General features: G+C 72.5%; 12 protein-coding genes. 4 read left to right on the forward strand and 8 right to left on the reverse strand.

Translation table 11 applies throughout. The features are described from left to right. Positions 1-29 precede the first annotated feature (29 nt). Positions 30-3,368 carry a S8 family serine peptidase gene (locus tag ABZZ04_RS32585; RefSeq protein ID WP_356935835.1) on the reverse strand — a complete coding sequence of 1,113 codons (3,339 nt, stop codon included), beginning with the start codon at positions 3,366-3,368 and terminating at the stop codon, positions 30-32. A 268-nt stretch (positions 3,369-3,636) separates the two neighbouring features. Then, positions 3,637-4,254, reverse strand: a complete 618-nt coding sequence (locus ABZZ04_RS32590; RefSeq protein ID WP_356935836.1) for an ABATE domain-containing protein — start codon at positions 4,252-4,254, stop codon at positions 3,637-3,639. Positions 4,255-4,426: 172 nt separating this feature from the next. Here ABZZ04_RS32590 and ABZZ04_RS32595 point away from each other — a divergent pair, with 172 nt between their 5' ends. Beyond that, entirely contained in the window at positions 4,427-5,170 is a 744-nt protein-coding gene (locus ABZZ04_RS32595) for a metallophosphoesterase (RefSeq protein ID WP_356935837.1), read from the forward strand. A gap of 26 nt (positions 5,171-5,196) precedes the next feature. Continuing rightward, a complete protein-coding gene (locus ABZZ04_RS32600) occupies positions 5,197-5,817 on the forward strand; it encodes a LysE family translocator (protein ID WP_356935838.1) in 621 nt (206 codons plus the stop codon). Between the two features lie 86 nt (positions 5,818-5,903). On the opposite strand, the gene ABZZ04_RS32605 is transcribed toward ABZZ04_RS32600, so the two are convergent. From ABZZ04_RS32605 to ABZZ04_RS32615, 3 genes are all read right to left on the reverse strand, one after another. Next, complete coding sequence (locus ABZZ04_RS32605) at positions 5,904-6,431, reverse strand: DinB family protein (protein WP_356935839.1); 528 nt, start codon at positions 6,429-6,431, stop codon at positions 5,904-5,906. Between the two features lie 163 nt (positions 6,432-6,594). Then, positions 6,595-7,329, reverse strand: coding sequence for a type 1 glutamine amidotransferase (locus tag ABZZ04_RS32610; RefSeq protein WP_356935840.1), 735 nt, complete (start codon positions 7,327-7,329; stop codon positions 6,595-6,597). A 255-nt stretch (positions 7,330-7,584) separates the two neighbouring features. Beyond that, positions 7,585-8,403, reverse strand: coding sequence for a zinc-binding dehydrogenase (locus ABZZ04_RS32615; RefSeq protein ID WP_356935841.1), 819 nt, complete (start codon positions 8,401-8,403; stop codon positions 7,585-7,587). A 12-nt stretch (positions 8,404-8,415) separates the two neighbouring features. On the opposite strand from ABZZ04_RS32615, the gene ABZZ04_RS32620 reads away from it, so the two are divergent. Beyond that, positions 8,416-8,862, forward strand: coding sequence for a TetR family transcriptional regulator C-terminal domain-containing protein (locus ABZZ04_RS32620; protein WP_356935842.1), 447 nt, complete (start codon positions 8,416-8,418; stop codon positions 8,860-8,862). 225 nt (positions 8,863-9,087) lie between these two features. Further along, positions 9,088-10,632, forward strand: coding sequence for an FMN-binding glutamate synthase family protein (locus ABZZ04_RS32625; protein WP_356935843.1), 1,545 nt, complete (start codon positions 9,088-9,090; stop codon positions 10,630-10,632). A 295-nt stretch (positions 10,633-10,927) separates the two neighbouring features. Here ABZZ04_RS32625 and ABZZ04_RS32630 read toward each other — a convergent pair whose 3' ends face one another. Genes ABZZ04_RS32630 through ABZZ04_RS32640 form a run of 3 tightly spaced genes read right to left on the reverse strand, consistent with a single transcriptional unit; the run spans position 10,928 to position 12,910 of the window. After that, the gene (locus ABZZ04_RS32630) at positions 10,928-11,830 is read right to left on the reverse strand and encodes a MauE/DoxX family redox-associated membrane protein (RefSeq protein WP_356935844.1); all 903 of its coding nucleotides are present in this window, start codon (positions 11,828-11,830) and stop codon (positions 10,928-10,930) included. A 31-nt stretch (positions 11,831-11,861) separates the two neighbouring features. Beyond that, on the reverse strand, positions 11,862-12,476 hold the full coding sequence (locus ABZZ04_RS32635; RefSeq protein ID WP_356935845.1) for a cell wall protein: 615 nt from the start codon (positions 12,474-12,476) through the stop codon (positions 11,862-11,864). 11 nt (positions 12,477-12,487) lie between these two features. Then, a complete protein-coding gene (locus tag ABZZ04_RS32640; RefSeq protein ID WP_356935846.1) occupies positions 12,488-12,910 on the reverse strand; it encodes a hypothetical protein in 423 nt (140 codons plus the stop codon). Positions 12,911-13,005 lie beyond the last annotated feature (95 nt).

Raw genomic sequence — 13,005 nt, forward strand, 5'->3', positions numbered from 1 at the left:
CCGCTCGTGGGCTCCGGTCCCGGGTGGTCTCACTTGCCGAAGAAGGCGTTGTGGATCGCGACCGTCGACAGGTTGCCGTCCTTGTCGGTGACGACGGCCTTCAGCGAGATCGCCCTGTCCTTCTTCGGGGCGTTCACCGTGACCTTGCCCGCCGTGACCGGGACGGGCAGCCACGTCGTGCCGTCGTACGACGCCAGGACCCGCAGGGACTTCAGGCCGGTGCCGGCCGCGGCGCCCTGCACCTGGACGGGGAAGGTCTGCCTGCTGCCTGCCGGGACGGTGGAGTCCGGTGCGAGCCGCGGCAGGAAACGAGCCGTGGAGACCGGGAGTTGCGTGGAGCTCTCGGTGCGGGCCGAGTCGAAGGTCCACGAGGCGTCGATCCGGGTTCCGGTGCGGTTGATCGCCGGGTTGCGGTGGATCGTGGTCGACACCTTGTACGCGGCGGGTTCCGACGGCAGTGTGAAGGCCCCCTGGTCGATGGCGGCGTCCTCCTGCGCGTACAGCTCGCCGTTGCGGTGGACGGTGGTTTCGGCGTTCGAGTACTGGGCGGACCCGAAGTGGCCCGCCCCGTCGCTCACCAGCGGGAACGATCCGTAGATGTCGTCACCGTCGCGTACGAGTCCCTCGTTCGCGTTCATCCGCGGGCCCGGCACACCGATGTTGTACTCCTCGGTGTACGTCTTCCCCGCCTCGAACCGTCGCGGCTCGTCGAAGCCGTACAGCGAGTCGAAGCTCCGGTAGCCCGTGGAGTCCGCCTCGCCCAGCACGCCCGCGACGACGTTCCAGAGTGCGCCGTGGTCCGTGGACAGGTACACGTCGCGCGTTCCCGGTGCCGACTGCACGGAGTAGGGGGCGTCGACGCCGCCGCCGTAGTCCAATATGCCGTGTGCCGCGAGGGCGCCTTCGCGACCGGGTACGGACGACCCGATCTTCGCCTTGACCAGGGCCAGGTCCTCGGGCCGGTAGGTCTTGCTGTATCCGGTGGCCAGCTTCTGGACCGGGCCGCCGGTGATGATGTTGTATTCGGTGTTGCCCCGCTGCCAGTTCGCGGACCACTGCTGGACGAGGGAGCCGTCGTCCATCTCGGGGCCCTGGTACGCGGTGCGCAGGTTGTCGAAGCTGCCGAACTCGCCCCCCTCGATGATGAAGGTCTCGGGCGTGTTCAGGGTGTACATCATTCCGGCGCGCGTGAAGCGGGCGGCCGCGTCCGGCACCTCGACGTTCACGGGCCGGGTGGTCCGGGCGTCGAGAGTGACGGTGGTGGGGCCGGTCACCGAGAGCCGCGGGTTGTTGATCAGGTCGATGCCCTTGTCCGGGGCGGCGGGGTCGACCAGCATGTCGGCCGCGAGGCTGTAGGTGCCGCGCGGCAGCCTGACCGTGGCGGAGCCCGACGACAGGTCGGGGAGGAACCGCAGGCCCGCGGCGGACTCGCGGTAGCCCTTCAGGTCGGCCTGCCAGGTGGTACTGGCCGCGCCGTCCCGTCCGATGGTCCTGAAGGTGACGTCGTACGACTCGCTCTCGCGGTCCACCGCTGCCGCGGTGCGCACGGTCCGGCCGTCCGCGGAGGCGACGACCGTGGTCGAGTACGAGCCGTCGACCGTACCGCCCAGCCGGGTGTCGGCCGTCAGGTCCACGGTGGCGGTACCGCCCGCCGGGACCGTGATCCGCTGTGCCCCGAGGGTGAAGAACCCGGCCGGGGCGGGCTTTCCGTCCCCGCCGGTGGGCGTCTCCAGCGACAGGTCCAGCGTCACGTCCGCGGTGCCGCCGTTCCGGTACTTCACCTGCTTGGTGACGGGGGTGTCGTCGGTGTGGGGCCACTGCTGGACGCCCAGGTCGACCGAGCCCGGTTCGGAGACGAGTGTCTGGTCGATCGCCCTGTCGACGGCGAGCCGGCCCGCGCCCTGCTGGAAGACCGAGTGGGAGCCGCCCTTGGCCGAGCCCGTCAGGGCGGCCTTGATCTGTGCGCCCGTCCAGGTGGGGTTCTTCTGCTTGAGGATCGCCGCGGCGCCCGCGACGTGCGGGGTCGCCATCGACGTGCCGCTCATGCTGGTGTACCCGGCGGGGTTCTGGTCCGGGGTGCCGGTCGCCGCGGCCGCCGTGATGTCCACGCCCGGCGCGGTGATGTCGGGCTTGACGGCGCCGTCCCCGATGCGGGGTCCGACGCTGGAGAACTCGGCGATCAGGTCGTTGTCGTCGACGGCGCCGACGGTCAGGGCCGCGTCGGCGCTGCCCGGCGAAGCGACCGTGCCCCGTCCCGGTCCGCTGTTGCCCGCGGCCACCGCGAACAGGACGCCCTTCTCCGCGGAGAGCTTGTCGACCTGGGCTTCCAACGGATCGATCCCGGAGGTGTCGGGGCTGCCCAGGCTCATGTTGATGATGTCGGCGCCCTGGGCGACGGCCCAGTCGACCCCGGCGAGGATGCCGGAGTCCTCCCCGGAGCCCCGGTCGTCCAGCACCTTGGCGTTGATCAGCCGGGCCCCGGGGGCCACGCCCTTGAACCGGGCGTCCTTCGCCCCCGTACCGGCCGCGGTGGAGGCCACATGTGTGCCGTGCCCGACCCGGTCCTTGGCATCCGGGGAGCCGCTGAAGTTCCGCTCCGCCACCACCTTGCCCGCCAGGTCCGGGTGGGTGGCGTCGATCCCGGTGTCCACGACGGCGATCTTCACACCGGTGCCGTCGTAGGAGCGGGCCCAGGCCGCCGGGGCACCGATCTGTCCGGTGCTGCGGTCGAGCGAGGCCTTCCGGACGCCGTCCAGCCAGATCCGTGCGATGCCGGAGGTCATGGCCGCCGAACCGTCGCTCCGCCGGCGGGTCAGGGCGTCCCACAGCGAGTCCGCGCCGTCGGTGGCGCCGGTGACGGCATCGGCGCCGAGGGTCGACAGGGTCCGGCGGACGGTGGTGCCGTCGGAGGACCGCACCCCGGCACGGGCGGACCCGGCCGCCGATCCGCGGTAGCCGACGATCACCTTGAGCCCGTCCCGGTTGGCCCTGCGGCTCTCCGGTCGGGCGAGTGCGGTGACGTCGAACAGCCGCTGGTCCAGCGTGCCGTCGGCGATCAGCCGCCGGGCGTCGCGCGGCACCACGTAGGTGTGGCCGTCGTGGGTACGGGTGAAGAAGGGCATGTCCTCCCGGCCCTTCGCCCGCTGGATACCGCCGACCCGGCCGCGGGAGTCCACGAGGACCCGGTCGCCGGTGATCAGTGCGACGGTGTGCACGGTCCGGCCGGAAGTCTTCAAGTCCTTTGCTGTTACCGGGAGTTCTCTGTCCGGGCCACTGTTCTTCGCCACTGCCGGGCCGGTCGTGCCCGCGGTCAGGACGACGGCGGCCGCAGCGACGACGGCGTACGCCTGTTTCGATCGTTTACGCAAGATTGCCCCTGCTCAGGAGTGGATCGGGCGGGCGGGGGCCCGGCCCGTGCGGGGCTCGGATCGAATGCGCTCACGGCCCCGGGCTCCGAACTATTCCAGGGGCGTTCGAAGGCACTCAATGATCGTTGTGTAACAGCCGTCCGGCACGGTCGGGCCGGTCGGCCGGGCAGGACGGGGAAGGTGTCGGTGGGTGTCCCGCCGCAGGTCCGGGGGCATGCGGACCGGTGGTACCGGCCCGCCCTGCCCCCGGCATCACACCGAACGGCGGTCAGGACGAAGCGGGATCGCGATCGGTCGCCACGTGCTGACGCCGGTAGTGCCGCGCCGCCCGTGCCCGGTTTCCGCACGACGGCTTGCACCACTCCTGCCGTCCGTGGCTCTTGACGAAGTAGCGCACGCAGCGGGGAGCGGTGCAGGCGCGCAACTGCTCGCGCTGCGGGCCGCTCAGGAAGTCGATGGCCGCGCGTGCCAGGGCCGCCAGGAGGCGCACCTCCGGGTCGTCCTGCGCCGACAGCAGACGGGTTCCGGGGGCGCCCCCCTGCGGCCAGTCCAGCTGCGGGACGACCGGTTCGCGGGCGGCGACCGAGTTGAGGTGGGCCAGCGCCTGATCGGCCGGCATCAGCCGCCGGGCGTCCGCCGGGCTGGGAGGAGCGGGACTGACCACCCGGGCGAACAACGCCCGGACCGCCCGCCGCAGTTCGGTGATCTCGGCCCTGAGACCCTCGTCCGCCGTGATCCCCCCGGCCGGGAGGCAGTCGCCCAGCAGGTCGGCCTGCGCCCGGATCCAACGGGTCGTCCCGTGCGCCGTGGCGAGGTCGTCGGCGACGCCGCCCTCTCCGTCGTGGCGGATCGTGCTCGCCAGTTCCAGCGCCGGCCAGCGTTCCATCGATGTCTCCCTCCCTGCCCCTGTCGGGTCGTCGACCACTTGATCACATTCCCGTCCGCACCCTAGAGTCTCTAACGGCAAAAAAATAATTTCCGTTAGACAGTGGGGTGGGGCGATGCGCCGCACCTCGCGGTGAACCGGTGGCCGCGGCCGCCACGGGAGGGGACAGACGATGACGGTGCTGCTTGCCCAGATCAGCGACCTGCACCTGGACGGCAGTGAGCGGGCCACCGAACGCGCGGTCCGCGTCATGGACCACCTGCGCACCCTGCCCCGCCCGGTCGACGCGGTCCTGGTCACGGGGGACATCGCCGATCACGGCGAGGAAGCCGAGTACGAGGAAGCGGCCCGCATCCTGACGGCCCCTTTCCCGGTGCTCACCTGTCCCGGCAACCACGACGTACGTCCTGTCTACCGCGAGGCCCTACTCGGCGAGGCGCCCGGCCACGGGCCCGTCAACCGGATCCACCACATCGCCGGGACCGCCGTCCTGATGTGCGACTCCACCGTTCCCGGCCGCGACGAGGGGCGCCTCGACGCCGAAACGCTCGACTGGATCGACACCCGGCTCGCCGCACTCCCGCCGGGCACCCCGGCGCTGATCGCCTTCCACCAGCCGCCGGTCGAACTCCACCACCCGCTGCCCGACTCCAGCCTGCTCGAACAGCCCGGAAATCTGGCCGAGTTGCTGGACGCGCACCCGCAGGTCGTCGCCGTCCTGACCGGACACGCCCACACCGCGGCCGCCTCGACCTTCGCCGGCCGTCCCCTGATCGTCGGCCCGGCCGTCACCTGGACCCTGCGCATGCCCTGGGAGGGCGACCGCCCCGCGGACCGCGACCAGCCGCCCGGTCTCGCCTTCCACGTCCTGGACGACGACCGGCGCCTGACCACCCATTACCGCGTCGTGCTCTGACCCCGTCCGTCCGCCACGGAGGCATCATGGTCCACCCCTGTGCCGTCCTCGGGTTCCTGGCGGCGGTCCTCCCCCTGGTCGCCACCCCCGGAGCCAGCCTGGCCCTTCTGGTCCAGCACGTCACCGACAACGGCCGCCGCCAGGCCCTTCCCGTCATCCTCGGCACGACCACCGGCCTGTACGTCCACGCCGCCCTCGCCGTGGCCGGACTGTCGGCCCTGGTCATGCACTCCGGCCGGGCCTTCACAACCGTCAAGGTCGTCGGCGCGGTCTATCTCATCGGCCTGGGCCTGTGGACCTGGCGGTCCGCCTCGGCCCCGGCGCGCACTCCCGCCCGCCGGCAGCTGCCGGCGCGGCCGGACTCCGTCTACGTCCAGGCCCTGCTCGCCAACGTCCTCAACCCGAAGGCGGCCTCCGTCTACCTGACCCTCGCTCCCCAGTTCATCGACGCCGACGCCTCCTTCGGCAGCCAGGTACTCGCCCTGGCCACCGCCCACGCGCTGCTGATGACGCTCTGGCTCCTCGCCTGGACCGGCCTCGTCCGGCGTGCCTCGCGCCTCCTGCGGAAACCCCGCTTCAAGCGCCTGGCCGCCAGGGTCACGGCCGTGATGTTCCTCGCCCTCGGGATCCGGACCGCCGCGACGTAGCCCGACGACCGACGGTCGGCTCCCGGACGCCCGAGGACCCGGCCGGTCCGGGAGGGAACCCCGGTCCCGGCCTGGCCGGGGGAGGCTCAGTCGCCCGTCGCCCCGTCGGTCCGCTCCCGGAGGAGGTCGGCATGGCCGTTGTGGCGGGCGTACTCCTGGATCATCAGCATGTAGACCCAGCGCAGGCTGAGGGCGACCCCGTAGGAGGACACGAAGGCCTCGTCGAGGTCGCGCCCGGCCACTGCCGCGTCACAGGCCTCGATCTCGTTCCGGAACAGCGCGAAGTCCCTCTCCGCGTCGGCCGCACGCACCCCGTCGAACCCCTCGTCGCCGTCCGGCGGGCCGGTGAAGACGTCGCCGATGTCCTCGCCCGCGAAGGAGCGCCGGAACCACCACCGCTCCACCTCCGCCATGTGCCGGACCAGGCCCAGGAGGGTGAGGTTCGACGGCTCCGCGGTCGTCCGCACCAACTGGTCCGGTTCCAGCCCGGCGCATTTGACCAGCAGCGTCTCCCGGTGCCGACGCAGCCAGCCCTCCAGCATCCGACGCTCGGTCACCGTGCCCAGGTCGCCCAGCTGTTCGGTGCGCTCGACCGGTGGCGCTGTCCATGTCATGGGCCCACCCTGCCCTGCCGTCCGGGAGGGATCAAGCGGGCGCCTCGACGGCCTCGCACGGGTCACGGGGCCGACCGCTCCGATGCGGCAGGGCGGGTTCGGGGAGGCCGGCCCGCAGGAGCGGTCGCCAGTGGCACACGGGCTCGTCAACGGGCCCGTACGGTCACGATCGCCGGGCTCTCGCGGTCACCGCGTCCGCGAAGCGGTGCGCGACGGTGCGCCAGGTCTCGGTGGCTTCCGGCTCGTCCCGCAGCGCCAGGGCGTGCAGGGTCTCCGGGGGCGGCGCGCCGTTCCGGTCCAACCGGTCGCGGTTCCAGCCGCGGATCCGCTCGGCCGTGGTCTCCGGATGGAACTGCACGCCCCACGCCGCGGAACCGATGCGGAACGCCTGGTAGGGGCAGCGCTCGCTGCGGAGCAGCCAGTGGGCGCCGGCGGGGAGCGCGGTGACGGCGTCGATGTGGTTCTCGATGGCCGGAGGATGTGCGGGCAGCCCGTGGAACAGCGGGTCCTCGGCCGCCTCGGGGCGCAGGCTGAGCCGGGTGCTGCCGAACTCGGGCGGTCCGTGCCGCCCGCGCACTTCGCCGCCGGCGACATGGGCGAGCAGCTGGCCCCCGAGGCAGATGCCGAACATCGGTGTCCCCTCGTCGATCGCCTGACGCACCAGGGCCCGGGTCGCGGGCAGCCAGGGCGCGGAGGCGTCGTCGTCGGGAAGGCGGGCGCCGCCGAGGACGACGAGCCCGGGGTGCTCCGACCGGTCCGGAAGCGGGGTGCCTTCGTACGCCCGGACCACGTGCGTCGTCACACCCCGCTCCTCCAGCCAGGCCGCCCAACGGCCCGGTCCCCCTCCGGGCTCGTTCTGGACCACCAGTGCCGTGGCCGTCACGCCGTCGGTGCTCATCCCTCTGCCCCTTGTCGTCGTCCGTGCTTCCTGCCTGCCGGTGCCGGGCGGTTCCCGCCCGGCCTCCGCGGGACCACACTGCCCCGGGGCGGCACCGACGACACCGACGGGGAACGCCCGCCGGGCCGGCTCAGCCGTGCGCGGGCTCCGCGGGCTCCGCGGCCGCGGCGGTCCGGGCGGCGGCGCGGGCGGACCCGGGGACCTGCTTCCGGCCACCGGGAGGGAGGAGCCGTCGTACGCCGTTCGTCGATCCGGTCAGGCGCTCGCGTCGAGGACGGCGCGGAAGCGCGCCTTTCCGGAGAGCATGTGCTCGTACGCCCTCGGGGCCTCGGACAGCGGGAACACCTCGATGCGGGGCTTGATCCCGTGGGCGACGCTGAAGGCCAGGTTGTCCTCGTTGTCCATCGGGGAGCCGGTGAGATGGCCCTGGACGGTGCGTGTGCCGAAGAGCAGGTCGGCGGTGTTCACCTGGATGGGGTCGGGCGCGGCGCCGAGAACGACGAGCCTGCCGCGCGGGGCGAGCCCCGCCACCAGGGGACTCATGGAGGCTCCGCTGGCGGCGGTCGCGAGGATGGCGGACGCGCCGCCGAGCGCCTGGAGGGCGTCGGCGACGTCCTCCTCGTTGCTGTCGATGTAGTGGTGGGCCCCGAGCAGGCGGGCCTGCGACTCCTTCTCCCGGCCCCGGGCGACGGCCACGACCTGGTACCCGAGGCTGCGCGCGTACTGGAGGGCGAGGTGCCCGAGTCCGCCGATGCCCTGCACCGCGACCAGCCCGCCCGGACGGGCGCCGGCCTGCCGGAGCCCGGTGAACGTGGTCAGACCGGCGCACAGCAGCGGGGCCGCCTCGGCCGGGGGCATGCCCTCGGGGATGCGCACGAGACCACTGGTCCGCGCATGGACGCCCTCGGCGTAGCCGCCGTCGGTCGTCGTCCCGGTCTGTGCCTGGTCGCGGCAGTTGACGAAGTCGCCGCGTCGGCAGGGGTCGCATTCCCAGCAGTGTCCGGCCAGGAAGCCGACACCGACGCGCTCGCCGACCCGCCAGGCGTTGACACCCCGGCCGACGGCGTCGATCACGCCCACCACCCCGTGTCCGGGCACGATCGGCCGCTCGGGGTCGGCGCGCAGTCCCTCGGCGGCCAGTACGCCGTCTCCCGCAGGCTGGAGATGCTGCGGGACGAGACCCTCGCCCCCGTTCCGCGCCTTCGTGCCCATTTCCAGTACCTGGCCGCGGACCTGGAGCGCGCGTCCTTCGAGCGCGGCTGCATCTTCGGGAACTTCGGGGCTGAGATCTCGAACCAGAGCGACATGATGCGCGGCAAGGTCGAATCCGCCCTGGATCTCTGGACCGCCGCCGTCGCGCAGGTCCTGGACGAGGCCCGTGAAGCGGGCGCGCTCACGACCGGCCTCGCCTCCGAGCAGCTGGGCCCGTTCCTCGTGAACGCCTGGGAGGGCGCGGCGCTGCGGGCGAAAGTGGCCCGGGACCGGGCCCCGCTGGACGCCTTCTTCGACGTCTTCGACTCCCTCGTCGCCTGACGCCCGGGCGACTCCACCGGCGGTCGGGTCCGGGCACCCCTCGGGCCGGGGTGTACGGGCCCGCGCACCCCGGCCCGTACGCCCGCCCGCGCGGCCTCTAGCATCGTGTGACGTTCTGCCGTCGGACACCGATGCCCCGCCGGGCCGTGTCCGCCGCCCAACGTCCACGACATCCGCCGCACAGCGCTGGAGTCGGGTAACGAGCAGTCGAGGAGAGGAACGTTCATGCGTGCTCGGAACATCGGCGCGGCCGCCGCGACAGCACTGGCGCTGGTGGCTGCCCGCGACCTCGTCCAGAAGAAGCACGCGCTGCTCAGAAACTTCCCCGTGATCGGGCACGCCCGGTACCTGCTGGAGACGATCGGGCCGGAGCTGCGGCAGTACGTCGTGACGTCCAACGAGGAGGAGCGCCCGTTCAGCCGTGACCAGCGCACCTGGATCTACGCGTCGGCGAAGGAGGAGAACAACTACTTCGGCTTCGGGACCGACGTGGACGTCGAGCACGTGCAGGGGCACGCGTACATAAAGCAGCGCACGTTCGCCGGCGCGCTGCCCGATCTGCACGACCCGCAGTCCCCGCTGCCCTCGGCGAAGGTGCTGGGCGGCCCGCGCGGGCGCGCCAAGGCGTTCCGGCCGGCGAGCGTCGTGAACATCTCGGCGATGAGCTTCGGGTCGCTGTCCGGCGCGGCCGTCACGGCGCTCAACAAGGGCGCGGCGATGGCGGGCGCGATGCAGAACACGGGCGAGGGCGGTCTCTCGCCGTACCACCGCAACGGTGGTGACCTCGTCCTCCAGATCGGGACGTCGTACTTCGGCTGCCGCAACGAGGACGGCACCTTCAACCTCGACAAGCTCAAGGACGTGGTCGCCGGCGCCCCGGTCAGGGCGATCGAGATCAAGCTCTCCCAGGGGGCCAAGCCGGGGCTCGGCGGGATGCTGCCGGGTGCGAAGGTGACCCCCGAGATCGCCGAGATCCGCGGCATCCCGGTCGGCGAGGACTGCGCCTCGCCCTCGCGGCACACCGCCTTCCACGACGTCGACTCGATGCTCGACTTCGTGGAGCTGCTCGCCACCGAGACCGGTCTGCCGGTCGGGATCAAGAGCGCCGTGGGGGAGATGGAGTTCTGGCAGGAGCTGGCCGCGCTGATGGCGCGTGGCGACCGCGGGGTCGACTTCGTGACCGTCGACGGCGGCGAGGGCGGCACCGGGGCGGCTCCCCTGATCTTCAGCGACTCGGTGTCGCTGCCGTTCCGGATGAGCTTCTCCCGCGTCTACGGCACGTTCGCCGAGCGGGGCCTGACCGACGACCTCACCTTCATCGGCTCCGGCAAGCTCGGCCTGCCCGAGAACGCCGCCGTGGCCTTCGCCCTGGGCGTCGACATGATCAACGTCGCCCGCGAGGCGATGCTGTCCATCGGCTGCATCCAGGCGCAGAAGTGCCACACCGACAAGTGCCCCACCGGCATCGCCACCCAGAACCCGTGGCTGGTGCGGGGCGTCGACGCGCCCTCGAAGGCCACCCGGGCCGCCGTCTACCTGCGCACCCTGTGCAAGGAGCTGCTGAAGGTCTCGGGAGCGGTCGGCGTCGCCCACCCGGCGCTCATCACCACCACGGACATCGAGATCATGAACGGCGACTACGACGCCCGCACCCTGGCGAGCGTATACGGCTACAAGGACGGCTGGGGCGAACTCGGCCCGGAGCTCGCCCGGGAGATCACCGCACTGCTCACCACCGGTTCGGCCCCGTTCCAAGAGCCGACCGACTGACGCGCGACGAGTTGCCGAGGGCGGCCGGACGGCCGGGGTCCCGTACCGCTGCCGGGGCGGACCCCCGACGGAATCGGGGCGGCAATCGTCGAAGGGAGCCACCACGCCTTCATGAACGGCGTGCACACCGCGGCGCCGGTCTCCGGCGTGCCGGCCGTCATCGGCGCGCTGGTCCCGGCCGTCTGCGCACGGCGCGGTCCCGAAGCGGCCCGTCGCTGAAGGGACGACGGCCGTCGCGGGGCGGGCCGTGCGGGGCCCTTCGTCCCGGCCACCTCGCGGTGGCCGGGACGTGGTGTCAGCCCGCCATCGGCAGGCTCCTGCGCGACGGCACCGCGTTGAGTTCGTCCACGGCCACCGCCTCGCCGCTCTCCGCGTCGACGTAGCCGACACGGACGATCGGGTCCTTCCCGGTGTCGCGCACGGCCGTGGCGTCGAGTGCGAACAGCACCGCCACCGGGCGGGCGTCCGCCCGGTGGCCGTACACCCCCGAGTACTGGAGGATGCGCCAGCCGCCCTCCTCCCAGTGGTCCAGCAGGGCGGACCTGACCACGGGAGCGGCGGCCTGCCAGGCCAGGGAGTTCTCCAGGAGTTCGACGCTCGCCGCGACCGGTACCCGGTCCCTCCCCGCGGTGCCGAGGAGCGGGTGGCCGAGGACACGCAGTCTCGTCCGGCGCAGCGGCAGCAGCCACCACCGGTCGAGGTCGGCCGAGAGGGCGACCAGCACCGCCGCCGCCCCGGCCAGGAGGGCGAGTGCGGCGGCGGGCCGGTCCCGTAGCGTCGGCCACCAGGTGTCCTGCGCCACCGCGACGGTCGTGCCGCCGACCAGTACCACGGCCGCCCGTGCGAACGCCCGCAGGCCGATGGGGGTGTCGTCACTGGCCGAGCAGCCGCAGGAGGACTCCGGTGCCACGGCCCGGCCATAGCCGAGGTATCCGAGGAAGCCCGCCCCCAGGACCGCGGTCGCGGCCCCCGGAACCGGGTTCGCGGGAACCGCCAACAGGCCCGCGGCGATCAGGAGTTCGGCCGCTCCGGTCAGGCGCAGCACCGTCGTGGCCCGTTCGCTGCTGCGCAGCATGCGGGCCAGCGCCGTCTTCGGCGCCTGCCGTGCGGTGTCCCGGCCGAACGCCTTGACCGCCCCGGTCCACCCGAGCAGGCCCGCGAGGACCAGTGGGGCGAGGCTCGTTGTCAGTGACAGCATCTTTTCCTCTCTCCGTTCCCTCGGGGCCGCGTCAGTGACCGACGGAGATGCGGACGACGTCCACGGAGTCGTCGGACGGCCGCCAGGCGCCGAGCACCTGGGCGCTCTGTCCGATGCGCAGCCGGGACAGGTCGGACGTCAGGGCGCGGCCGGCGTAGGAGGCGCTGGTGTCCGGGGCGACGTGGCCGACCAGTTCGTGCTGTCCGTGGGCGAGGTGCAGCCGGTTCTTCGCGATGCCCCTGATCTGCGTGTCCAGGTTCACGATGTTCACCCAGACCGCGTCGGCGGCCACGGTGCCGTCGGGCATCTCGACGCCGCGCGCGTAGAGCCCGTCGCCGATGTCGATCGCCTCGGCCGTGGTGGCGCGCACCTTCCACACGCTGGTCACATTGGTCATCTGCACCCGGGAGTGGCCGCCGTTGGATCCGGCCACCTCCAGGACGCTGCCGGTGATGCCCGTGATGCGGCCCTCCACGAAGGCGGAATCGGCTATCGCGGGGTCGAGCGAGGGTTCCGCGGCGAACGCGGCGTCCGCGTCGAAGCCGCCGAGCGCGGACGCGCCGATGATGGTCGCACCGCCGAGGGCGGCGTTGGTGAGGAAGCGGCGACGGCGCATCCCGTCGGCCCGGTCGTTCCGTGCGTTCATGCCGATGCTCCTCACTCGTAGATGTAGACCGGCAGCTTGCCCGAGCTCAGGTTGCCGATCGCCGAGAAGGCGGCCGGGGTCAGGTCGAGGACTCGGTTGGTGCGGCAGGTGCCGTTGCAGCACGTCGCCTCGCCGCACCACTCCTTGGTGCGCGGGCCGCAGTCGGTGATCGTGATGCACACCGTCGCGCCCGAGCACTGGTGCCTGACGTTCATCACCGCGCCGCAGCCGCGTCTGGGGATGTTCTCGCCGCAGAGGTCCGGCCGGGTGATGTCCCAGCAGGCCTGTGAGGCGTTGGGCCACGCGCCGTGGCGCGCGCCGGACTGGCAGTTGCCGCAGGCGCCGCCGCCGGCACTGGAGCACGGTCCCCAGGAGTTGCCGCAGCAGAACCAGCTGGTCTCGCCGGCCCACAGGCTGGTCGATCCGCAAGCCATCGTGTTCCCTTTCTCGGAGATTGACACGTACATGACAATTCCGGAACCGGGTGTCGCCCCTGAGCCAGGAGTGAGGGGACGCCCGCGTTCCGGCC

Origin of the sequence: Streptomyces sp. NPDC006435, assembly GCF_040612315.1 — a bacterium.
Taxonomy (GTDB): Bacteria; Actinomycetota; Actinomycetes; order Streptomycetales; family Streptomycetaceae; genus Streptomyces.